This window comes from Polaromonas vacuolata (assembly GCF_012584515.1).
Taxonomy (GTDB): domain Bacteria; phylum Pseudomonadota; class Gammaproteobacteria; order Burkholderiales; family Burkholderiaceae_C; genus Polaromonas; species Polaromonas vacuolata.
In genome coordinates this window covers 2,670,288-2,692,933 of the sequence record NZ_CP051461.1, presented here as the reverse complement: position 1 = coordinate 2,692,933, position 22,646 = coordinate 2,670,288, and the positions used below count along the sequence as shown (strand labels likewise).

General features: G+C 52.0%; 20 protein-coding genes and 5 tRNA genes. 18 read left to right on the top strand and 7 right to left on the bottom strand.

Annotation, left to right across the window (positions count from 1 at the left end; genetic code table 11):
- Position 1 precedes the first annotated feature (1 nt).
- Entirely contained in the window at positions 2 to 547 is a 546-nt protein-coding gene (locus tag HC248_RS12270; protein WP_202882383.1) for a DUF1415 domain-containing protein, read from the top strand.
- A 5-nt stretch (positions 548 to 552) separates the two neighbouring features.
- On the opposite strand, the gene HC248_RS12265 is transcribed toward HC248_RS12270, so the two are convergent.
- Genes HC248_RS12265 through HC248_RS12255 form a run of 3 tightly spaced genes read right to left on the bottom strand, consistent with a single transcriptional unit; the run spans position 553 to position 3,130 of the window.
- Complete coding sequence (locus HC248_RS12265; RefSeq protein ID WP_168922723.1) at positions 553 to 966, bottom strand: RNA-binding S4 domain-containing protein; 414 nt, start codon at positions 964 to 966, stop codon at positions 553 to 555.
- Between the two features lie 28 nt (positions 967 to 994).
- A complete protein-coding gene (locus HC248_RS12260) occupies positions 995 to 2,428 on the bottom strand; it encodes a sensor histidine kinase (protein ID WP_168923820.1) in 1,434 nt (477 codons plus the stop codon).
- Positions 2,429 to 2,434: 6 nt separating this feature from the next.
- Positions 2,435 to 3,130: a response regulator transcription factor gene (locus tag HC248_RS12255; RefSeq protein WP_168922722.1), complete on the bottom strand. Its 696-nt coding sequence runs from the start codon at positions 3,128 to 3,130 to the stop codon at positions 2,435 to 2,437.
- Between the two features lie 174 nt (positions 3,131 to 3,304).
- Between HC248_RS12255 and HC248_RS12250 the strand changes: the two genes are divergently transcribed.
- The 6 genes from HC248_RS12250 (at position 3,305) to HC248_RS12225 (ending at position 9,032) form a co-directional block, all read left to right on the top strand.
- Positions 3,305 to 4,267 carry a Bug family tripartite tricarboxylate transporter substrate binding protein gene (locus tag HC248_RS12250; protein WP_168922721.1) on the top strand — a complete coding sequence of 321 codons (963 nt, stop codon included), beginning with the start codon at positions 3,305 to 3,307 and terminating at the stop codon, positions 4,265 to 4,267.
- On the top strand, positions 4,268 to 4,774 hold the full coding sequence (locus tag HC248_RS12245; protein WP_168922720.1) for a tripartite tricarboxylate transporter TctB family protein: 507 nt from the start codon (positions 4,268 to 4,270) through the stop codon (positions 4,772 to 4,774). It begins immediately after the preceding gene.
- A 3-nt stretch (positions 4,775 to 4,777) separates the two neighbouring features.
- A complete protein-coding gene (locus HC248_RS12240; protein WP_168922719.1) occupies positions 4,778 to 6,289 on the top strand; it encodes a tripartite tricarboxylate transporter permease in 1,512 nt (503 codons plus the stop codon).
- Positions 6,290 to 6,517: 228 nt separating this feature from the next.
- The gene (locus tag HC248_RS12235; RefSeq protein ID WP_202882382.1) at positions 6,518 to 7,450 is read left to right on the top strand and encodes an ABC transporter substrate-binding protein; all 933 of its coding nucleotides are present in this window, start codon (positions 6,518 to 6,520) and stop codon (positions 7,448 to 7,450) included.
- A gap of 83 nt (positions 7,451 to 7,533) precedes the next feature.
- Positions 7,534 to 8,295, top strand: a complete 762-nt coding sequence (locus HC248_RS12230) for an ABC transporter permease (protein ID WP_168922718.1) — start codon at positions 7,534 to 7,536, stop codon at positions 8,293 to 8,295.
- A 47-nt stretch (positions 8,296 to 8,342) separates the two neighbouring features.
- Entirely contained in the window at positions 8,343 to 9,032 is a 690-nt protein-coding gene (locus tag HC248_RS12225; protein WP_202882381.1) for an ABC transporter ATP-binding protein, read from the top strand.
- Between the two features lie 46 nt (positions 9,033 to 9,078).
- On the opposite strand, the gene hemH is transcribed toward HC248_RS12225, so the two are convergent.
- The gene (gene hemH / locus HC248_RS12220) at positions 9,079 to 10,182 is read right to left on the bottom strand and encodes a ferrochelatase (protein WP_168922716.1); all 1,104 of its coding nucleotides are present in this window, start codon (positions 10,180 to 10,182) and stop codon (positions 9,079 to 9,081) included.
- A gap of 35 nt (positions 10,183 to 10,217) precedes the next feature.
- Here hemH and HC248_RS12215 point away from each other — a divergent pair, with 35 nt between their 5' ends.
- Positions 10,218 to 10,916: an HAD-IA family hydrolase gene (locus tag HC248_RS12215; protein ID WP_168922715.1), complete on the top strand. Its 699-nt coding sequence runs from the start codon at positions 10,218 to 10,220 to the stop codon at positions 10,914 to 10,916.
- A gap of 17 nt (positions 10,917 to 10,933) precedes the next feature.
- Here the strand turns inward: HC248_RS12215 and hpnE are convergent, their stop codons facing one another.
- From hpnE to hpnC, 3 genes are all read right to left on the bottom strand, one after another.
- Entirely contained in the window at positions 10,934 to 12,202 is a 1,269-nt protein-coding gene (hpnE, locus tag HC248_RS12210; protein WP_168922714.1) for a hydroxysqualene dehydroxylase HpnE, read from the bottom strand.
- A gap of 85 nt (positions 12,203 to 12,287) precedes the next feature.
- Positions 12,288 to 13,130, bottom strand: coding sequence for a presqualene diphosphate synthase HpnD (gene hpnD / locus HC248_RS12205; protein ID WP_168922713.1), 843 nt, complete (start codon positions 13,128 to 13,130; stop codon positions 12,288 to 12,290).
- Positions 13,131 to 13,200: 70 nt separating this feature from the next.
- A complete protein-coding gene (gene hpnC / locus HC248_RS12200; protein WP_168922712.1) occupies positions 13,201 to 14,058 on the bottom strand; it encodes a squalene synthase HpnC in 858 nt (285 codons plus the stop codon).
- Positions 14,059 to 14,178: 120 nt separating this feature from the next.
- Here hpnC and HC248_RS12195 point away from each other — a divergent pair.
- The 10 genes from HC248_RS12195 to HC248_RS12150 all read left to right on the top strand — a co-directional run bounded on the left by HC248_RS12195 (position 14,179) and on the right by HC248_RS12150 (position 22,616).
- Positions 14,179 to 14,265, top strand: a tRNA-Leu gene (locus HC248_RS12195).
- A gap of 88 nt (positions 14,266 to 14,353) precedes the next feature.
- A complete protein-coding gene (gene tig, locus HC248_RS12190) occupies positions 14,354 to 15,667 on the top strand; it encodes a trigger factor (protein ID WP_168922711.1) in 1,314 nt (437 codons plus the stop codon).
- A gap of 106 nt (positions 15,668 to 15,773) precedes the next feature.
- On the top strand, positions 15,774 to 16,427 hold the full coding sequence (gene clpP, locus HC248_RS12185) for an ATP-dependent Clp endopeptidase proteolytic subunit ClpP (RefSeq protein WP_168922710.1): 654 nt from the start codon (positions 15,774 to 15,776) through the stop codon (positions 16,425 to 16,427).
- 162 nt (positions 16,428 to 16,589) lie between these two features.
- Positions 16,590 to 17,855, top strand: a complete 1,266-nt coding sequence (gene clpX, locus HC248_RS12180) for an ATP-dependent Clp protease ATP-binding subunit ClpX (protein ID WP_168922709.1) — start codon at positions 16,590 to 16,592, stop codon at positions 17,853 to 17,855.
- A 183-nt stretch (positions 17,856 to 18,038) separates the two neighbouring features.
- Positions 18,039 to 20,468: an endopeptidase La gene (gene lon, locus HC248_RS12175; RefSeq protein WP_168922708.1), complete on the top strand. Its 2,430-nt coding sequence runs from the start codon at positions 18,039 to 18,041 to the stop codon at positions 20,466 to 20,468.
- 63 nt (positions 20,469 to 20,531) lie between these two features.
- Positions 20,532 to 20,607 (top strand) — tRNA-Gly (locus HC248_RS12170).
- Positions 20,608 to 20,843: 236 nt separating this feature from the next.
- A tRNA-Gly gene (locus HC248_RS12165) sits at positions 20,844 to 20,919 on the top strand.
- Between the two features lie 69 nt (positions 20,920 to 20,988).
- A tRNA-Cys gene (locus HC248_RS12160) sits at positions 20,989 to 21,062 on the top strand.
- A 67-nt stretch (positions 21,063 to 21,129) separates the two neighbouring features.
- Positions 21,130 to 21,222: transfer RNA gene (locus HC248_RS12155), tRNA-Leu, on the top strand.
- A 176-nt stretch (positions 21,223 to 21,398) separates the two neighbouring features.
- Positions 21,399 to 22,616, top strand: a complete 1,218-nt coding sequence (locus HC248_RS12150) for a tyrosine-type recombinase/integrase (RefSeq protein WP_168922707.1) — start codon at positions 21,399 to 21,401, stop codon at positions 22,614 to 22,616.
- Positions 22,617 to 22,646: the final 30 nt, after the last annotated feature.

Sequence of the window (22,646 nt, the reverse complement as noted above, 5' to 3'; positions counted from 1 at the left end):
TATGGCTGGCTTGAGCGACGACGAAGTTCTGAGCCAGACCCGTCACTGGCTGGAAGCGGCCGTGATTGGTTTGAATCTGTGCCCCTTTGCCAAAGCGGTTTATGTGAAGAACCAAGTCAGGCTGGTGGTCAGTCATGCCCGCCATGCGGATGACTTGCTCGAAGAGCTAGACCGCGAGCTCGATCTGCTGGTGGCCACACCAGCAGAGCAAATTGACACTACCTTGTTAATTCATCCAAGTTTGTTTCAAGACTTTTTAGACTTTAACGATTTTCTGGAAATTGCTGAAGATGTGATCGACGAGCATGACTTATCTGGCGTGGTGCAACTGGCGAGCTTTCATCCAGGCTTTCAGTTCGACGGCACTGAGCCCGATGACATGGGCAACTTCAGTAACCGCGCACCGTTTTCTATTCTGCACTTGCTGCGCGAAGAAAGTGTTGAGCGTGCGGTTGCATCTTTCCCGCAGGCTGAAGCCATCTTTGAACAAAATATCGCCACGCTTGAAAAACTAGGGCCCGAAGGCTGGAAAGCCTTAGGTCTCTAATTGTTTTAATCAGCAGAAGCGCTCCAGCGACTGTCCCATCCTTGGCCTTGGGCTTTTTCAATATCGCGTCGGTCGCGTTTGGTGGGTCGGCCATGCTCAAGCGTTGTAGCCGGCTCTTGGCCGAGCCGGCCTTGCTCTGCCGCCAACGCTTTGCGGGCAAGGCTTTCTTCGCTTTCTTTATAAAGTAGTTGCGCGACGGGTGCACCACCGCGCTGGTTGCTAATGCCCATCACCTCGACGGTGCGAGTCAAGGGTCCTTGGCGCAGTGACACCTCGTCGCCAGCTTTGACTTCACGCGATGACTTGGCTTCTACGCCATTTATTTGCACTCGGCCTTTACCGATTTCTTCGGCAGCTAATGATCGCGTCTTGTAAAAGCGGGCCGCCCATAGCCACTTATCTATGCGTAATTTTTCCATTTTTTTCAGTGATCTCCAGGTAAAAAGATTAAATTTTATTTTTGGCTTGTGGATTACTTTTTAACGGTAAATTGACACCAGCGTCTAGTCCTTGAATATGACCATTTAACATCCGGTTTTTAAGTGTTATTGAGCCGCTTAGAGCTTGAACGATTTCGTGACATATGGCTAGTCCCAGACCGGAGCCGTGTTTCAGGTCGCCGGCAGAAAAAGGTTGATACAGCCGCTCGGCGAGCTCGTTCGTGATGCCCGTGCCGCTGTCGCTAATGCACAGCTGCGCATGATTGGCGTCATGGCTTAATGTCACGCTCAGGTTGCCGTTATGAGGGCAATGTTTTATCGCGTTGTGCAGTAAGTTTTGTGCTAATTCACTCAACATCCATTCGTGCGCGCCAATCATGCTGGGTCTAGTGCGAATTTCGAAATCCAAATTTTTTTCAGCGATTAATGGCGACAAGTCCAGCGCCGTCGAACGCAGTACTGCAGCCCAATCGACAAATGTGGTCGCGGGTTGTTGGCGCAATTCTTCGACTCTGGCTAAGGCCAACATTTGATTCGCAAGCTGGGTTGCTCGGTCTACTGTTTGACTGATTTCGAGTAATGCGGACATCGGTGTGAGGTCTCCGCGCAGGGCTGACTGTACTTGTACTTTGAGTACGGCTAACGGCGTTCTAAGCTCGTGTGCAGCATCGCGAATAAAGCGTTTTTGATGTTCTAGCAAGCTGTGCATTCTGGCCATCACCGCATTAGTCGCGTCCACCAAGGGCAATAATTCACGCGGTGCGTTGGGTGCATTGAGGGGACTTAATTCGCCTTCTGGCCGGGCTTGAAGTTCAGCACTTAAGGCGCGTATTGGCCGGGTCGCCAGTTGCACCACCAGCACTACCACCAAGGCTATTACAAGCACTAGTAAGAGTTGCCGCCAAACTGTGTCGGTCAGAATTTTTTGCGCCAGTGTTTGGCGTAGCTCCAGTGTTTCGGCCACTTGGATGACGGCCATGCCGCGGCCTTGTTGACTGACGACGGGCTGCAGCAACACCGCGACGCGCACCGGCTGGCCACGAAACACCGTATCGTAAAAATTAACCAAGGCTGCATAGGGCGGCTTGCTAGCTATTTGGCCGCGCCAAAAAGGTAACTCGGCAAAGCCAGAAATCATCTCGCCGTTGAGGCTAGAGACGCGGTAGAAAATCTGACTGTGGTTGTCGGCCTCAAAGGCTTCGAGTGCGGCATAGGGCACGGTCACGCGCAGCCTTGATAACTCATCAAAGCCTTCAACATCCATTTCCTCGCCTATGGTTTTAGCCGACGCCAAAAGGCTGCGGTCATAAGCCGTGTTGATAGCGCTATAGGCTTGGATATACAGGCTGTAGGTGTTGACGACAACCAGCAGGCAAAGCGGCAGCAAAATACCCAATAGCAAACGGCGGCGCAGGGACAGCACGGGTTGGCGCAGACGCATCAAGGTTTAGCTTTCCGCTTTGAGTAAATAGCCCAAACCGCGCAGCGTCATCAAGTTAACTTTTTTGCCAATGAGTTTTTTACGCAGCCGGTAAACCACCACTTCGACCGCTTCGTATTGCACATCGATAGCGCCTGGAAACACCAACTCAAAGAGTTTTTCTTTGGCTACCGCATGGCCGGGTCTGAGCATTAAAGTTTGCAGCAGCGTGAGCTCACGCGGCGTTAGCTCGAGCGCCAAGCCCAGGTGGTAAATAGCGCCGCTGGCTTGGTCGTAGCGAAGTTCACCGACTGAATATTGCTCAGGGTTGGTGTCTAAATTAACGGCTGATACTTCATTTTTTGTGCGCCGTCTGTGCAAAGCGCGCAGTCTTGCTTCTAGCTCGTCAAGGTCAAAAGGTTTGGCTAGGTAGTCGTCTGCACCCAAGTTCAAACCCATCACCCGGTCGCCGACTGTGCCGCGTGCCGTCAGTATCAATACAGGTGTAGTTAAACCGCGGCCGCGCGCTTGGCTTAACAGTTGCAGACCGTCTTGACCGGGCAGACTCAAATCGAGCACCACCACATCGGCTTGGCTGTTAAGCCATTGCTCAAGCGCTAAAAGACCGTCGCTGCATAAGGTGACATCAATTTCGCGCCGGCTTAGTGCGCGCTTGAGTGCGGTTTGCATGGAGGCATCGTCTTCGATTAACAGCAGTTTCATAGTTGTCCCGATGATAGGGCAGGGCAGCCAGACGTTTTTCTCAGACTGCTGTGCACAGCACTTTTTAGTTGGCTTTTTGGTTTTGCCATCAGCGCTTTCCCTAGTGTTTAACGACAGCTGTTTGACAGCCAGCTGCCGCAAGATAGCCAAACCAATTACTCCAAGGAGACCGATATGCGCCGCAGTACCTTTCTCAAATCCATGGCCGCTCTTGCTGCTGTTGGAGCCATGCCTTTTTCGGCTCAAGCGGCCGCTGCCAATATCAAGATGATGATCCCAGCCAACCCGGGCGGCGGCTGGGATTTGACTGGCCGCACTTTGGGCAAAGCGATGCTCGACTCGGGTGCTGCTGCTACGGTGAGCTATGACAACAAGGGCGGCGCCGCTGGTGTGTTGGGCTTGGCCCAGTTCATCAATGCCAACAAGGGCGACGGCAATGCCTTGATGGTGATGGGCGCGGTAATGCTGGGCGGCATCATCACCGGTAAGCCACCGGTCAACTTGTCGCAAGTCACGCCGATTGCGCGCGTCTACAGCGAGTACAACGTGTTTGTGTTGCCGGCTAATTCTCCGTTTAAAAGCATGCAAGAAGTCATTGCACAGCTTAAAAAAGACCCCGGTAGTGTCAAGTGGGGCGGCGGCTCACGCGGTTCTACCGAGCATATTGCTGCGGCCATGATTGCCCGTCAGGTTGGTGTTGATCCTGCAAAAATAAACTATGTGGCTTTTCGCGGCGGCGGCGAGGCGACTGCAGCAGTGCTGGGCGGCAATGTCACGATTGGTGGCAGCGGTTACAGCGAGTTTGCCGAGTTCATCAGCGCCGGCAAAATGCGGCCACTGTGCGTGACCTCTGAAGAACGCCTGCCGGGCTTGGCCGCCCCGACCCTCAAGGAGTTGGGTATTGATGTGGTGATTGGTAATTGGCGCGGTGTTTACGGTGCACCCGGTATTACGTCAGAGCAGCGTGAAGCGCTCACGGCGCTGGTTTTGCAGGCGCTTAAGTCCAAGACGTGGCAAGAATCATTGGTCAAATTTGGCTGGACACCGGCCGTGCTCAGCGGCCCGGCATTTGATAAATTTGTCGAGCAAGACTTTGCTAATTTGCGCGACACCATGACTAAAGCCGGGATGATTTAAATGGCCAAAAGCGCGACTTTCTTCCAGACGCTGGTGGGCGCTGGCGTGCTGTTAATTGCGCTGGGGCTGGCTTGGGGTGCGGTGGATATTTCTTCTGCGTCTGGCTACGGCGGCGTGGGTCCCAACTTTTTGCCGTGGTTTATGGCGGCTGCATTGCTTGGCTGCGGCGTCTTTATTGTCTGGGAGTCGCTCTCGGGCGGCTTTCGCTCGATGGAACTGCCTGTGGGTCAAGATCGGCCTTATTGGCCCGGCTTTATCTGGATCACGGCGGGCATGTTGATCAACGCGGTATTGATTAACCGCATTGGTTTTATCTTGAGCTGCACCTTGTGCTTTGTGCTGGCCGTGCGCGGCTTACGCGGCGCCACTGAGATGCGGGACAAAAGCTTGGCGAGCTGGCTGAAAGACGCGGCTATTGGCGCGGCGATTTCTGCACCGGTGTTTTGGATGTTCACTAAATTTTTGGCGATTAGTTTGCCTGGCCTGACTTCTAGCGGTTGGATTTAAAGCATGGAAATTTTTAATCTTTTAATGCAGGGATTCATCACTGCCGCTACGCCGGTGAACCTGATGTGGTGTTTTGTCGGTTGCGCGCTGGGCACTGCGGTCGGTGTGCTGCCCGGCATTGGGCCGGCGGTGGCTGTCGCCATGCTGCTGCCCATCACCGTCAAGGTTGAGGCGACGGCTTCAATGATTTTTTTCGCCGGTATTTACTACGGCGCTATGTATGGTGGCTCGACGACGTCTATTTTGCTCAACACGCCGGGGGAGACCGCTAGCATGGTCACCGCCATGGAGGGCAACAAAATGGCCAAAAGTGGCCGCGCCGGAGCGGCACTGGCAACTGCGGCGATAGGCTCTTTTGTCGCCGGCACCATAGGCACTGTGCTGGTCACCTTGTTCGCGCCGGTGGTGGCCGAGTTCGCCGTCAAGCTCGGGCCGCCTGAGTACTTCATGCTGATGCTGCTGGCTTTCACCACCGTCAGCGCAGTACTCGGTAAAAGCGTGCTGCGCGGCTTAACCGCGCTGTTTATTGGTTTGGCTGCTGGCCTAGTCGGGCTGGACCAAATCACCGGTCAAGCGCGTTACACCGGCGGCGTGCTGGAATTGCTGGACGGCATTGATATCGTGCTGGTAGCAGTGGGTCTGTTTGCGGTGGCCGAGGTGCTGCACGCGGTATTGTTTGAGGGCAAAGCTAAAGACAGTCAGAACGCCATGAGCCGTGTCCACATGACGGCTAAAGACTGGCGTCGTTCTTGGCCGGCTTGGCTGCGTGGCACGGCCATAGGCGTGCCTTTTGGTTGCATACCGGCTGGTGGCACTGAGATACCGACATTTCTGAGCTATGCGGCAGAGAAAAAACTCGCCAAAGACAATACCGAGTTCGGTAACCAAGGCGCTATTGAAGGGGTTGCTGGCCCAGAGGCCGCCAATAACGCCACCGTGACCACGGCATTAATACCGCTTTTAACCTTGGGTATTCCGACCTCTAACACCACGGCTATTTTGCTAGGTGCTTTTCAAAACTACGGGATTCAGCCGGGGCCGCAGTTGTTTACCTCGTCCTCGGCGCTGGTTTGGGCTTTGATCGCTTCGCTCTACATCGGCAATGTGATGCTGCTCATTCTCAATCTGCCTATGGTGGGTTTGTGGGTGAAGTTGCTAAAAATTCCTAAGCACTATCTTTATTCAGGCATCTTAATTTTCGCCACCGTTGGCGCTTACAGCATGCGTCAAAGCACTTTTGATTTGTATTTGCTGTACGGCATTGGCGTGTTGGGCGTGGTGATGCGGCGCTTTGATTTTCCGACCGCGCCAGTAGTAGTCGGTATGATTTTGGGCCCCTTGGCCGAGGCCCAATTGCGCAACGCTATGTCAATCGGCGAGGGCAGTGCGCTGATCTTTTTGCAGCGGCCTATGTCTCTGGCGCTGGTGTTGGTGGTGCTATCGGTGATGCTGTTACCGCGTGTGTTTAAGTATTGGTCGGCGCGGCGACAGGTAACTTCAATAGGCAGTACATGACGCTTGAGCTGGGTGGCGCGGACGGTTAAGAGCGCCTAGGTTGGCTTAAATCTTAGTTTTAAATTGCCACCCCCAGCGTCATAGCTGAGCGGATACCTTTGCCTCGCTATGATGAGTTCAATGTTTATTTGTCGCCTAATTTCCCGTTTTTCAAAATTCCCTTCTTTTTTGTTGACCGCGCTGTTGCTATTTTTCGCTGGGCTAACCCACGCGCAGCCAGTAGCAGTAATGCCCAGCTTGATACCGATTCGAGTCGGTGTGCTGCAGTTTGGCACTGTCGGCTGGGAGCTCGATGTGATGAAGCGCCACGAACTGGCTAAAAAACGCGGCATAGATTTGCAAATCGTGCCGTTGGCTTCGCCCGATGCCTCAACCATTGCACTGCAAGGCGGGGCAGTTGACATGATTGTCTCGGACTGGATTTGGGTCTCGCGACAACGTGCTGCCTCAAACCTTTACAGCTTCGCACCGTATTCCAATGCAGTCGGCTCGGTGATGGTTAAAGACACCAGCAGCATTAAAACCTTGGCTGATTTAAAGGGCAAAAAACTCGGTATTGCAGGCGGCCCTTTTGACAAGACTTGGTTACTGCTGCGGGCGCATGCGCAGCGTAATTTTGGTATGGATTTGACGCAGGTTTCTCAACCCAGCTATGTAGCTCCGCCCTTGCTCAATGCCTTGGCGCTAAGCGGGCAGGTCGATGTGGCGCTGAACTTTTGGCATTATGCGGCGCGGCTAGAAACCAGCGGCATGCACCCGCTGATTGAGGTGCCAGAAATGCTCAAAGGCTTGGGTATTAACAAACCCATACCGCTGATAGGTTGGGTTTTTCGCGAGGACTGGGCGCAAGCCAATAGTGCGGTGGTGAAGAATTTTTTAGCCGCGTCTTTTGAGGCCAAAGCTTTGCTGGGTAAGGATGGCGAATGGGAGCCATTAAGGCCAATAATGCGGGCTGAAAATGAAGCCGTTTTCAAGGCCTTACAGACGCAGTATCGCCGCGGTATTCCCGTTTGCGCTGACGCGGATACGCGGTCTGCAGTGGCGGCAACGTTTAAGGTGTTAGCTGAGACAGGCGGCGCGAAAATGGTCGGCCGGTCTAAAGCTTTATCTGCCGGTACTTTTTGGCCCGGCTTTTCCTTGCCCGCTTGCAGTGCTTCTTAACTTCTCTTAACGTTTTCAACTTTTTTTAATGTTTTCTAACGCCTGCATTGAAGTCCTTGTTTTTCGCTAAACCCAAGTCCGGTATGCCCGCTGATTTAGCTTCGCCCATGTCGCGCTGGGCGCGGATTTTGCCTGTCTTGATTTTGGTTTGTATCTGGCAGGCAGCGGCAGTTTTTTTCGAGAGCCAAACCCTGCCGCCACCTAGCGCTGTGCTGACCACACTGTGGCAAGAATTGCGCGAGGGTGACTTGTTGTTTCATCTGGCGATGACCTTGCGCCGCGTCGCCATCAGCTTTAGTGTGGCCATGTTGATAGGCGTGGCCTTAGGCATTTTGATGGGCTGGTCACGATCTTGGGATCGCTTGCTCGATGTGATTTTGATTCTCGGGCTAAACATACCCGCCTTGGTCATCATCATCTTGTGCTACATCTGGTTTGGCTTATCTGAGACCGCCGCGCTGATTGCGGTGATAGTCAACAAAATACCCATGGTCGCAGTCAGCCTGCGCGAGGGCGCGCGTGCTGTGGATAAAAGCTTGCTGCAAGTGGCCAGTGTCTACCGCTTAAGTCGGCGCGATCGTTTTTTTAAAGTCTATCTGCCCCAACTCACGCCTTATTTGTTTGGCTCTGCCCGCAATGGTTTAGCCTTGATTTGGAAAATTGTGTTGGTGGTGGAATTGCTTGGCCGCAGTAATGGGGTAGGTTTTCAGATTGGTAGTTTCTTTCATTTTTTCGATATCGCTGGCATTTTGGCCTACACGCTGGCTTTTGCTTTGGTGATCTTTTTTGTTGAAGAGTCGCTGCTCAGACCACTGGAAAAACATTTGAATCGGTGGCGCGTATGACACTTAATGTTGCTGTTTCAAGCAAGGTCCATTCAGGTGGGCGCTGCGTGATTAAGAGTCTAGCTTTTACGGCGCAACCGGGTGAGTTTGTCGCCATCGTCGGCCCGTCTGGTGCGGGTAAAACTAGCTTGCTCAATATGATTGCTGGATTGGATTTGGATTTTGAGGGCCAGATCAGCTTTCGCGGCGAGCGCATGCCGCCGCATCGTCTTGGTTTTATGTTTCAAGAGCCGCGTCTTATGCCTTGGCTGACGGTTACGCAAAATCTTCAATTGGTGCTCGGCAAGCTGAGTCAGAACGTCTTACGTATTGAGGACTTGCTAACCCAAGTCGGTTTGGCTGACTGCGGTGCCATGTTTCCCGGCCAACTCTCTGGCGGCATGCAGCGTCGGGTTGCGTTGCTGCGGGCTTTTATTATTGAGCCGGATTTATTGCTGATGGACGAGGCATTTCAGTCGCTTGATGCGCCGACTGCCGAGCAGTTAAGAGCTGTGTTGTATGCGCTATGGCAGCGCACAAAACCTACGGTTTTGTTTGTCACGCACAGTTTGCGTGAAGCGATTTGCGTGGCTGACAGGTTGCTTTTTTTATCTAGCAATCCAGCCAAAGTTATTTTGGATGTGAGGGTTGATTTGCCGCACCCACGGCATATCGAAGACGCCGTGGTGCAACATTTACATGCGCAGTTATTAACTCAGCACCCCGGCTTGCTGGAAGGCCGGTCTAGTGCTGACTGATTCAGGCTTATTTAACTTTTAACTTTTAACTTTTAACTTTTAACTTTTATTGCGTTGCGCCTATTGCCAGAGCGGCAGCGCGCGAAGCGGCTAACTCTTTGGCGTCTGGTTTAGCTTCGCAAGGCCAGCCGCCCATGTGGCTAATGCTCAGGTCTGCCATTGCGCTGCCCCAAGCCGGGCTGTCGTTAAGGCAATCAATATAGCCAAACGTTTCGCCGCCAGCTTCTATAAAAGCGTGGCGCGCTTCCATGTTGATTTCTTCCAGTGTTTCTAAGCAATCGCCAGTAAAGCCCGGGCACATCAGATCAACCCGCTTAATACCGGCCTTGCCCATGGCGATCAAGCTTGGCTCGGTATACGGCTGCAGCCATTTGGCCCGGCCAAAGCGCGACTGGAATGTGACTTTATAGTCGCTCTTGTCCAGGCCTAAATTTTCAGCCAGTAGGCGCGCTGTCTTGTGGCATTCGCAGTGATAGGTGTCGCCTTGTTGCAAGGTGCGCTCTGGCACACCGTGAAAGCTCATCACCAAAACTTCGGCCTTGCCGTTGGTGCGCCAGTGCTCGCGCACGCGAGCAGCCAATGCTGAAATATAACCAGTGTTGTCGTGGTAATGATTGATAAAGCGCAATTCAGGAATTCGACGAATCTTTGCCGCCCAGGTGTAGACCGCATCAAACACGCTGGCGGTGGTAGTACCGCTGTACTGCGGATAGGCGGGCAGAATCAACACCCGGGTCACGCCGTCGGCCTTGAGTTCATCGAGACGGGATGCAATTGAGGGCGAGCCGTAGCGCATGGCGTAGCGCACATCGACGGCGTAACCTTTTTCGGTCAATTCCTCACCTAGCATTTTTGCTTGTTTGGAGGTCCAAACCTTGAGTGGTGAGCCTTCTGCTGTCCAGATGCTGGCGTATTTGGCGGCGGACTTGGCTGGTCGTATGCGCAAAATAATGCCGTGCAAAATAATCATCCATAGGATGCGAGGGATTTCCACTACCCGTGCATCGCCTAGAAACTCCGCCAGATAGCGGCGCACCGAGGAGGCTGTGGGCGCGTCTGGTGTGCCTAAGTTGCACAGCAAGATGGCGGTGCCAGAATGGGTTTTCGGCGCTTGGCCGTGGGTGAAGGTGGGTTCGGTGGCAAATGACATAGGGTATTCTCGCTTAACCTTGGTTCCCCCTTTATATGCTCAACTTTAAATCCATTCAAGCCATCTCCATTGATCTCGACGACACCTTGTGGCCGGTTTGGCCGGCTATAGAACGCGCTGAGATCGCACTCGACAACTGGCTGCGTGAACACGCACCCGCAACCGCTGTTTTGTTTGCCGATACCAATGAGCGCGCCGCCATGCGCGAACATATCAATCGCTCCCGACCTGAGCTCACCCACAATTTAAGCGCGCAGCGCCGCGAAACTATTCGCTTAGCGCTAGAACGGTCGGCTGAAAATACTGCCCTAGCTGAACCGGCGTTTGACATTTTTTTTGCCGGTCGAAACCGAGTTGATTTGTTTGCCGACGCCTTGCCGGCACTGGTTTTTTTGGCCGCACGCTATCCGGTAGTGGCGCTGTCAAACGGCAATGCCGATATCGAGCGTATCGGCTTAGGTCAGTATTTTCATGCCAGTATTAGCGCCCAGCAGTTTGGCGTGGCCAAGCCCGATGCGCGTATTTTTCATGCCGCTGCAGAGGCTGCGGGTGTTGATGCAGCGCGTGTTTTGCATATCGGCGATGACGCGTTGATGGACGTCTTGGGCGCGCTCGACTGCGGTATGCAGACGGTGTGGGTTAACCGCGAAGGCAAGGACTGGGTCCATGCGCAGCAGCCGCATCTCAGCGTGGTTGAGCTCAACGCCTTATGTGTTTTGATGGCGGCGGCTTAAGACTTTAAATTTTTTGGCTAGCGGCTGATAGCGCGCGCCGCCGCCAAGCCGGAACGCACTGCGCCTTCCAATGTCGCTGGGTAAGGCCCTGCAATATAGTCGCCGCAGGCTAGTAAACCTGGTCCTATTTGCATCGCTGGCCGTATCAAGTCTGGTGTGCAGGCAAAAGTCGCACGCTTTTCTATGATGGTTTTTATTGGCTCAAATGTCGTTAAACCTAGCTGCTGGACGGCTTGGGCAAGGACTTGTTGCGTCAATGTTTTGCTGTCGCCATTGCTGGCGCTAATGACAAACGCCAACAGACCGGCAGGCCCGCCGAGTTGGCCGCGGTCAAACACAAACTGCGCCGGATATTGACTGCTTGAAGGCAGAGCCAGCATGGGCTCAGTTAGTCGCGTGCCGCTGGCCATGCCGTAGACGGTGGTGATGGGCTCATAGCTCAAGTTCTTGACATGCTCTATCCACAGCGAATGGCTTGGGTCGCAACCATCAACCAGCCGCGCCGCTTCTAGCGCAGGGCAGGCCAAGATGATGGCGTCCACATCCATAGGCGCAGAGCCTTCTGTCTGAACTTGCCAGCCATTTTTGGTCTGGCTAATTTGCTGCACTCGGCTGGCCATCTGCACTGACGCGCCATGTTGAGTTAGCCACGCTAAGGCTGGCTCGGGTAACAGTGCGCTGAGGTCTTTAAGCGGCAGCAAAAGATTCGAGCCGCCGCTGCTGCTAAAAAGCGCGTCGTGTAAAACACGCAAAAAAACTTGGCCGCTGGCTCGCTCCATCGGTGTGTTGAGCGCTGAGATGCATAGCGGCTCTATCAAAGTGTTTAAAACATTCTTAGGTAGTGCTTTGCAAAGTTGTGCCACCGAGGTTTCTGGCGCGCAGCTAAAGCGGCTCAGTCGCCAAGCTATACAAATTTTGAGTAGCGCAAACTTATCGCCCCAAGACCAGCCACCAGCGCAGGCAATGCCGGCCAACGCATCCAATGGTGCTGGCCAGTGCGCAAGTTTTAGGCCGCTGCCGTCGGGAAATTGCAATGCCAGTGGTAGCCGCTTCAGCCCGGTATTGAGATCTACGCCTAAGTCAGCCATCAGTTTTAGGCACTCACTGTAAGCGCCAATCAAAATATGTTGGCCGTTGTCTAAGTGATGATCACCCTGCGCTAAGCGCCTAGCTCTGCCGCCAGCGATGCGTGTAGATTCGTAAAGCGTGACCTCATGGCCAAGTCGCAAAGCCTCGACTGCTGCGGCGCAGCCGGCCCAGCCAGCGCCTATGACGGCGACTTTCATGGCTGGTGGGCGAGTTTGTCCTGAGACTTAGTTGGCATTAGGTTTTGCTGATTGATTGCTTCTAGACGTGCAGACGGCAAAATGTTTAGACAACCCGCCCAAAGGCTTGTGTCTTCCAAGCCAGCCAAAATTTGCGCAGCGGTGTCAGGCTTACCCGCTGATGCAAGACTTGGTAGTTATCGGCCGCGATCTCGCGCAGCAAACTGCGGTAAATACTGGCCATCATCAGACCCGGTTTTTGCGCCCGCTTGTCTACGCTAGGCAGCATGGCCAGCGCTTCGTCGTAAAGGCCTAGTGCGCGCTCGGTTTGAAAGCGCATGAGGGCGGTAAAGCGGTCGGAATATTCGCGCTTGAGAATTTCATGCGCTTTGACATCGAATTGTTGTAGCTCGTTGACCGGCAGATATATGCGCCCGCGCAGGGAATCCTCACCTACGTCACGAATGATGTTGGTCAGCTGAAACGCCAGCCCAAGCTTGTGCGCATAAGCCGTGGTGGCCTCATCTGTTTGGCCGAAGATGCGCGCCGCGACTTCGCCAACTATGCCGGCCACCAAATGGCAGTAGCGCTGCAGGTTGGGGAAGTCTAGATAACGGTTTTGCTCTAAATCCATTTGACAGCCTTCAATCACGGCCAGCAGATGGCGGGGCTCTATCTTGTAGCTGTTAGTCAGCGGCATCAAAGCCTTCATCACCGGATGGCTGGGCTGGCCGGCAAAAGCTTGGCTGACTTCTTTTTGCCACCAAGCGAGTTTGCTGGCCGCAACGCTAGGATCGGTTACTTCGTCAACAACATCGTCGATTTCACGGCAAAAGGCGTAAAACGCGGTGATGGCTGCGCGTCTATCCTTGGGTAGAAATAAAAAGGCGTAGTAAAAGCTACTGCCTGAAGCGGCGGCTTTTTCTTGGACGTACTGCTCTGGTGTCATGCGCCAGATTGTTGCATGCCTTCAGGGGCTGGAGCGGCATCGCAGCGGCTTTGAGGGGTAATCATTGGCCTCACATTAAAAGCGCTCGCCAGACCAGTAAAAGACCATCTTTAGTTTTTAGTTTTGGCCGATGTTTGAGTGTGGCGTAGTTTATTTGTTGAATTTTTTCAGCAATACGCAACCCGCCCTGAACTACCAGTCTGAGTTCCCAACCGGCGCGCCCGGGAACACTTTTGACCAGTGGCGCACCGCGCCGCATTAAGTCCGTGGCCCAAGCAAGATTGGCCGCCACCAGCTGAGTGCTAGCGGATGTTACCGCTAGCGCCAGCAACTGCTCTTGGTCTACGCCGTGGCTGTCCCAGCTGTCTTTAGGCAGGTAAATGCGGCCGCGCGGTATGTCTTGGCTTAGATCTTGCCAAAAATTAATCAATTGCAGAGCACTGCAAATGCAATCACTTTGGCTCAAGCTCAGGGCATCGGTTACGCCGTAGAGATGCAGTAGCAGACGGCCAACGGGATTCGCCGAGCGGCGGCAGTAATCGAGTAATTCAGCTTGATCGGCATAACGGGTTTTGACTACATCTTGCTCAAAAGCACTGAGCAGATCGAGTAGCAGCGACAGTGGTAATGAAAATTTATTTATGACGGTCGCGAGGGGGGTGAAAATATTTATCCACTGCTCAGAAAAAGGTTGGTTAGCGGCGCAGGCCATTAAGTCCTCGCGATAGGCGGTCAATTGCGCCAGGCGCTGCTCGGGGCTGGCATTTCCCTCGTCAGCGATATCGTCGGCGGTGCGCGCAAAACCATAGATTGCGCGTATCGCTGGTCGCAAATGAGCGGGGCACAGCAATGAAGCAACAGGAAAGTTTTCGTAATGTTCCACGCCGTGAATGGCCTGGTTTAAGTCTGGTTGACGCACTTTATTCATGATTTGAATTGTCGCTTCTGCATGAACAAAAAATTCTTGCCTCAGTTCCGGGCTAAAATAGCTGGCTGACCAATTCACGGTAACTAGATTTGAAAAAAATCTGTTGCTATGTTTTTTACTGCGCGGGTGGCGAAATTGGTAGACGCACCAGGTTTAGGTCCTGACGTTGGCAACAACGTGCCGGTTCGAGTCCGGCCCCGCGCACCACCTTGAATTTACCGATAGACCCTTATGCACCACGACTGCATGTGCAGTCATCGGCTGCAATACACAATTAGACATTTAGGAAACCACCATGGCCGTGACCGTTGAGACTCTCGAAAAGCTAGAACGCAAAATTACCTTGTCGCTGCCGGTCAATACCATCAAGTCCGAAGTCGATGCACGCTTGAAAAAGCTCGCTCGCACGGTGAAAATGGATGGTTTTCGTCCCGGCAAAGTCCCAATGACAGTGGTGACCCAGCGTTACGGCTACTCGGTTCATTACGAAGTCATGAACGACAAGGTCGGTGAAGCTTTCTCGACTGCCGCCAACGAAGCCAAGCTTCGCGTTGCCGGCCAGCCGCGCATCAGCGAAAAAGAAGGCACTTCACCAGAAGGCGAAATGCTGTTTGATGCTGTGTTTGAAGTTTTCCCTGAAGTCAAAATTGGTGACCTCGCCAGCGCCTCTATCGAAAAGCTCACCGCTGACGTCAGCGACGCTGCAATTGATAAAACCATAGACATTCTGCGCAAACAGCGCCGCACGTTCGCCCAGCGCGCAGCCGATGCGCCAGCGCAAGACGGCGACCGCGCAACCATAGATTTCGAAGGCAAGATGGACGGCGAGCCGTTTGTTGGCGGCAAAGCTGAAGCCTATCAATTCTTGGTTGGCGAAGGCCAGATGTTGAAAGAATTTGAAGACGCTGTGCGCGGTATGTCTAGCGGCGAAAGTAAAACTTTCCCCCTGAACTTCCCTGCCGACTACCACGGTAAAGATGTGGCTGGCAAGCAAGCTGATTTCTTAGTAACCGTTAAGAAAGTCGAAGCGGCTCACCTTCCAGAAGTTAACGAAGCCTTGGCAAAGTCGCTAGGTATAGTTGACGGTACGGTTGAAGCCTTGCGCGCTGACATCAAGAAAAATCTGGATCGCGAAGTTAAGTTCCGCCTGCTAGCACGTAACAAAAACGCTGTCATGGACGTGTTGGTTGCCAACGCTGAACTCGACCTGCCTAATTCAAGCGTACAGTCTGAGCTCGAGCGCATGATCGAAGGCGCACGCGCCGACCTCAAGCAACGCGGTGTCAAGGACGCTGACAAAGCACCAATTCCAGAAGAAATCTTTCGCCCACAAGCTGAAAAGCGTGTGCGTTTAGGTTTGGTGGTGGCTGAACTGGTTCGCTCGAATGAACTGCAAGCCAAGCCTGAGCAACTCAAAGCGCACATTGAAGAGCTTGCTGCCAGCTATGAAAAACCACAAGACGTGGTTCGCTGGTACCTGAGCGACAACAACCGCATGGCTGAAGTCGAAGCGGTTGTGATTGAAAACAATGTCACCGATTTTGTGCTCGGTAAAGTCAAGGTCAGCGACAAATCCATCTCGTTTGACGAGTTGATGGCCCAGAACTAACACGGTCTTTCGTTTTTAAATAAATTGGGGTTTGCGCCTGGCTTGAAGTCCACGGCACAAGCCCCATATTTTTTTTAACAGTACAAATATCTTTGGAGAAAACTTGATGATACGAAACAGTATTTATGGCGGCGTTCAGCGTGGCCATCAGGCCAGCGCCATGGAAACCCAGGGTTTGGGCATGGTGCCCATGGTGATTGAGCAGTCTGGCCGCGGTGAGCGTTCATACGACATTTATTCCCGCCTACTTAAAGAGCGTGTGATTTTTCTGGTTGGCCCGGTGAATGACCAAACTGCCAATTTGGTGGTGGCTCAGCTCTTGTTCCTCGAGAGCGAAAATCCAGACAAAGACATTTCTTTCTACATTAATTCACCCGGCGGCTCGGTAACGGCCGGCATGGCGATTTATGACACCATGAAATTCATCAAGCCAGATGTCTCTACCTTGTGCATAGGTATGGCCGCTAGCATGGGTGCTTTCTTGTTGGCAGCGGGTACAAAAGGTAAGCGTTTCACGCTACCTAATTCGCGCGTGATGATTCACCAGCCATCGGGCGGTGCACAAGGCCAAGCCACGGATATTGAAATTCATGCCCGTGACATTCTCAAAACTCGCGATCAACTCAACCGTATCCTGGCGGAAAACACCGGTCAGACAATAGAGAAAATCGAACGCGACACCGAGCGCGACTACTTTATGTTTGCGGATGAAGCCAAGGCTTACGGCGTTGTTGATGCCGTGATTTCCAAGCGTCCCTGAGCTTGAACAAGGCGAATTCGCAATTCGCTAATCAGGGTATTTACTCTGTAATTGCCTAAAAACCGGCATAAAGGGCGTTTTCTTCAACAGAAAACGCCTTTTTTTATTTGGTTATCATTAGCTCTAGTTTCTTTGTTTGCCACTTCAAAAGGTGTTTCTCTAATGGCCGAAAAAAAAGGCACCTCTACCGAAAAGACTTTGTACTGCTCGTTTTGCGGTAAAAGCCAGCACGAGGTCAAAAAGCTCATCGCAGGCCCTTCGGTGTTTGTTTGTGATGAGTGCATAGACCTGTGCAATGAAATCATCCGCGATGAGCTTCCAGCCGGCGCTATCGCAGGCGAGACGCCAAGCGACTTGCCCACACCAGCTGAGATTAAGTCCACGCTGGACGGCTATGTCATTGGCCAAGAGCCTGCCAAGCGCACACTCGCTGTTGCGGTCTACAACCACTACAAGCGTTTGCGTCACAAGGAAAAAGCCAAAAAAGACGACGTTGAGTTGACTAAAAGTAATATTTTGCTGATAGGTCCAACCGGCTCTGGCAAAACCTTGTTGGCCCAGACGCTGGCGCGCACGCTAAACGTACCTTTTGTGATGGCCGATGCGACTACCCTGACAGAAGCCGGTTATGTGGGCGAAGACGTCGAAAACATTATTCAAAAGTTGCTGCAAAGCTGTAATTACGAAGTTGAGCGAGCCCAGCAGGGAATTGTCTATATTGATGAAATTGACAAAATATCTCGTAAATCCGATAATCCATCAATTACTCGTGACGTATCCGGTGAAGGCGTTCAGCAGGCCTTGCTTAAACTGATTGAAGGCACTATGGCTTCGGTGCCGCCACAGGGTGGGCGCAAGCATCCGAACCAAGACTTTTTGCAGGTTGATACGACCAACATTTTGTTTATTTGCGGCGGTGCGTTTTCGGGTCTGGAAAAAGTGATCGAAAGCCGAACTGAGACCTCTGGCATTGGCTTTGGCGCATCGGTAAAAAGTAAGAAAACTCGCAGTTTGACCGAGTCTTTTAAAGACGTAGAGCCAGAAGATTTGATCAAGTTCGGTCTTATCCCCGAGCTGGTTGGTCGTATGCCGGTAATTGCTACGTTGGCCGAGTTGAGCGAAGAAGCTTTGGTGAAAATTCTGACTGAGCCTAAAAATGCGGTGGTCAAGCAGTTCAGTAAGTTGCTGTCTATGGAGGGTGTTGATTTAGAGATTCGTCCTTCCGCGCTGACAGCGATTGCTCGCAAGGCTTTGGCCCGCAAGACTGGCGCACGAGGACTGCGGTCGATTTTGGAAGCTTCGCTGATCGACACTATGTTCGATTTGCCCAGCACCACCAATGTTGAAAAAGTGGTGGTTGATGAGTCAACTATTGATGACAACAAAGCGCCGCTGTTGGTCTACCACGAAGCAGCTAAAAAAGCGTAAGCAAAATAATTACTCGGGATAAAGGCGTGAAATCAGTGCATTGAAAAGTCACTGATACGCCCCATCTCAAGAGTTCTATTTAAAAAAATCTGCTGAATTTTTTTGCTATTTTAGAAATTTTTTTGTGTAGAGCCCGATCCCGGGACTGCCTGGGATCGGACTCCAGCCTATCTAAAGGTTTATATGTCCGGTCAAACTTCATTACCACCCGTTGCTATCGACCTGCCACTTCTGCCTTTGCGCGATGTGGTGGTGTTCCCGCATATGGTGATTCCTCTTTTTGTTGGTCGCCCGAAAAGCATTAAGGCGCTCGAGTCCGCTATGGAGTCGGAGCGCCGAATTATGTTGGTGGCCCAAAAAGCTGCAGCTAAAGACGAACCCTCGGTTGAGGATATGTTCGAGATGGGTTGCGTGGCAACAATTTTGCAGTTGCTCAAGTTGCCTGATGGCACGGTAAAAGTATTGGTTGAAGGCCAGCAGCGCGCCAAGGTCAATAAAATTGTTGATGGCGAGCAGCACTTCAGTGCCAATGTCACGCCAGTCGAAGCGGCTGTGATCGCGGCTGATAAGAGTAGCGAAATCGAGGCCTTGCGTCGCGCTGTAATGCAGCAGTTTGACCACTACGTCAAACTGAACAAAAAAATTCCACCAGAAATTCTCACTTCAATTTCAAGCATTGATGACGCCGGTCGTTTGGCCGACACGATTGCTGCACATTTACCCTTAAAGCACGATGCCAAACAAGTCATTTTAGATTTGGGCATGGTTAAAGAGCGACTTGAAAATCTCTACGAACAATTAGAGCGTGAGGTTGACATCTTAAATGTTGACAAAAAAATCCGTGGACGCGTAAAGCGACAGATGGAAAAAAATCAGCGCGACTTCTACCTTAACGAGCAAGTTAAAGCGATTCAAAAAGAGCTTGGCGAGGGCGAAGAGGGTGCCGATATAGAGGACTTGGAAAAGAAAATCAAGCTCGCCAAGATGCCAGTGGAAGCGCGTAAAAAAGCTGAAGTCGAGCTCAAAAAACTTAAATTAATGTCTCCGATGTCGGCCGAAGCTACAGTCGTTCGCAGCTATCTCGATGTGCTCATAGGCTTACCTTGGGGTAAAAAAACCAAGATTAAGCATGATTTAGCGAAGGCCGAAAGTGTATTGAACGAAGACCATTACGGCCTTGAGAAAGTCAAAGACCGTATTGTTGAATACCTCGCAGTTCAGCAGCGTGTCGACAAACTCAAAGCGCCTATTTTGTGTTTGGTCGGCCCTCCCGGTGTTGGCAAAACATCATTAGGTCAATCGATTGCTAAAGCGACTGGCCGTAAGTACGTACGCATGGCACTAGGTGGTATGCGCGACGAGGCTGAAATTCGCGGCCATCGTCGTACCTATATTGGCGCATTGCCAGGCAAGGTTTTACAGAGTTTGGCTAAGGCCGGAACGCGTAATCCGCTGTTTCTGCTCGACGAGATAGACAAGCTAGGTACTGACTTTCGCGGTGACCCTTCGAGTGCTTTGCTTGAAGTGCTGGATCCGGAACAAAACCACACTTTTAACGATCACTACGTTGAGGTCGATTTTGATCTGAGCGATGTGATGTTTGTGGCAACGTCAAACTCCATGAACATTCCGCCAGCTTTGTTGGATCGTATGGAAGTTATTCGCCTGTCGGGTTATACCGAGGATGAAAAAACTAACATCGCCATGACTTATTTATTGCCCAAGCAGGTCAAAAATAATGGCGTCAAACCTGAAGAGATGCAGATGCAAGAGCAAGCTGTGCGCGACATCGTTCGCTACTACACCCGCGAAGCCGGCGTGCGTTCGCTAGAGCGTGAACTCTCTAAGATTTGCCGCAAGGTAGTTAAAGCCGTACAACTGAAGAAAACCACCGAACAGGTGATTGTCACGCCTGACAACTTAAATGAATTTTTGGGCGTGCGTAAATACGATTACGGCCGTGCCGAACAGAAAAATCAGGTCGGTCAAGTCGTGGGCCTAGCCTGGACTGAAGTTGGCGGTGACTTGTTAACGATCGAAGCCGCCATGATGACGGGTAAGGGCGTGATTACACGAACCGGCTCGTTAGGCGATGTGATGAAAGAATCTGTCGAAGCTGCACGTACAGTGGTGCGCAGCCGCTCGCAGATGTTGGGCATCAAAGATGAGATGTTTGAAAAGCGCGACATCCATATTCACGTACCTGACGGCGCTACGCCTAAAGATGGACCTAGTGCCGGTGCTGCGATGACAACCGCTTTTGTCTCTGCTATGACCGGCATACCGGTGCGCGGCGATGTTGCTATGACTGGCGAGATCACTCTGCGCGGCGAGGTTACTGCAATTGGCGGCCTGAAAGAAAAACTGCTGGCAGCATTGCGCGGCGGCATTAAGACGGTCTTGATTCCAGCCGATAACGCCAAGGACTTGCAAGAGATCCCAGACAACGTCAAAAACGGTTTGGAGATCATTCCTGTTAAATGGATTGACCAAGTGCTCAAGGTTGCTCTTGAGCGCTTACCAGTGCCACTGACGGACGAAGACTTGGCCATAGCCGCTGCTGCCGCGCTGGCGCTTGCCCCGGCTGCATTGACAGGCGCAGTTAAACATTAACTGACTTATTTCATAGAATTTCAAACAGGCATTAATTACGGCATATAATAAGAAGCTTGAAACGCGGGAGTAGCTCAGTTGGTAGAGCGCAACCTTGCCAAGGTTGAGGTCGAGAGTTCGAGACTCTTCTCCCGCTCCAAATTTAAGAATGCAGCATTTATTTGCTGCTTCTATTTTTGGATTTGCGATTCAAGCATGTTTGATTAAATTCATCTTTAAGCTTTCGGGTTTATAAGAAAATAAAATCAAATTAGCTGTAATAATTTTTGGTTGTGATCTAAGTTTCATAAACCTTATTTTTGTTTCGCAAGTCTAAAAAATGTTTTCTGGTTCTGATTTTTGCCTGAGTTTTTAAGGTTAGAATTTAGATATTATGCGGGAGTAGCTCAGTTGGTAGAGCGCAACCTTGCCAAGGTTGAGGTCGAGAGTTCGAGACTCTTCTCCCGCTCCATACTTAAAGGGCAGCACCAAAAGTGCTGTCCTTTTTCATGGAACGTATAACAATTTAGATTTAGAACATGGCGCGGTAACAAAGCGGTTATGTAACGGATTGCAAATCCGTCTAGCCCGGTTCGACTCCGGGCCGCGCCTCCAAGTTGAAAGCGTAAATCTTGTTTAGGCCCCTTTTTTTGGGGCTTTTTTGTTTCACAATAGTCGTATGGCCCGAATGGTGGAATAGGTAGACACAGCGGACTTAAAATCCGCCGCTTCGTGAATAGCGGGCGTACCGGTTCGATTCCGGTTTCGGGCACCACCCCATAGCTTCAGTAAGTCTCATAAGTCCTCAAAACCCGCTTAGTTCATAGCTACAGCGGGTTTTTCTTTGCCTCAAGTAACCTCACGGGGTAACATGACATACCAACAATTTGTTGGTACTTTTGTTGGTACTTTGAAATACCAACAAACGAGATACCAACAAAAGGGTAATTCATGGCACTGACAGACACGTTTGTTAAGAACGCTAAATCAAATGGTGCACCTACGGGCGAGAAGCACACTGATGGCGGAGGGCTTTACCTCCTTGTCAAAGAGGCTGGCAAATACTGGCGCATAGCATACCGGTTCGACGGCAAACAGAAAACGCTAGCGCTAGGAACTTACCCTGAAGTCTCACTTCTAAAGGCACGGCAGCGGCGTGAAAAAGCCCGTGAATTGCTGGCCGAAGGTACAGACCCGGGTGAAGCTAAAAAAGCTGACAAGCTGGCCAAGGCCGCGGCGCTTGCCAACACCTTCGAGCTGGTAGCGCGTGAATGGCTTGAAAAGACTGCTGATGAACGTATGGCTAGCACCCACGGCAAAGTGACAACTTGGCTTGAAAAAGACGTTATTCCGTTCATTGGGTCGATGCCTATCTCGACCATTGGCCCCCGTGACGTACTGACAGCTCTGCGCAAGATGGAAGCCCGGGGCGCGCTGGACAGCGTGCAGCGTGTCAAACAAATATGCGGTCAAGTTTTTAGGTATGCAGTTGCAACAGGTAGTGCAGATCGCGACATTACGCAAGACCTTAAGGGCGCACTCACCCAGCACAAAGCCGGTCACTTTGCTGCGATCACCGAGCCTAAGCAAGCCGGTGATCTACTGCGATCTATTTTTGAATACCAAGGGCACCCCTACACCGTAGCAGCGCTCAAGCTATTACCGTTGGTGTTTGTAAGGCCCGGCGAATTGCGTAAGGCCGAATGGGCAGAGATTAATTTAGAGACGGCTGAGTGGCGCATACCCGGCGTCAAAATGAAAATGAAGGTCGACCACCTTGTCCCATTGTCCGTTCAGGCGGTGGAGATTTTGCTGAACGTAAACACCTTAAGCGGTCACGGTAAGTTTGTTTTTCCGGGTCTACGCACAGGTGAACGGCCAATGAGTGAGAACACCATTAATGCGGCGCTTAGAAACATGGGATACGCGCAAGAAGTGCACAGCGCCCACGGATTCCGGGCCATGGCTAGGACGATCATGGACGAGGTGATGAGTGAGCGTGTGGATTTGATCGAGCATCAATTAGCCCACGCGGTGAAGGATGCCAATGGGCGCGCCTACAACCGCACAGCGCATCTACCGGCACGCCGCAAGATGATGCAGCGGTGGGCCAACTACCTCGACAAGCTGCGCGCTGGCGCTGACGTCATCCAGTTAAAAACGGCTTAAGCAAAACAGACAACACTTTTAGCCAGTCCT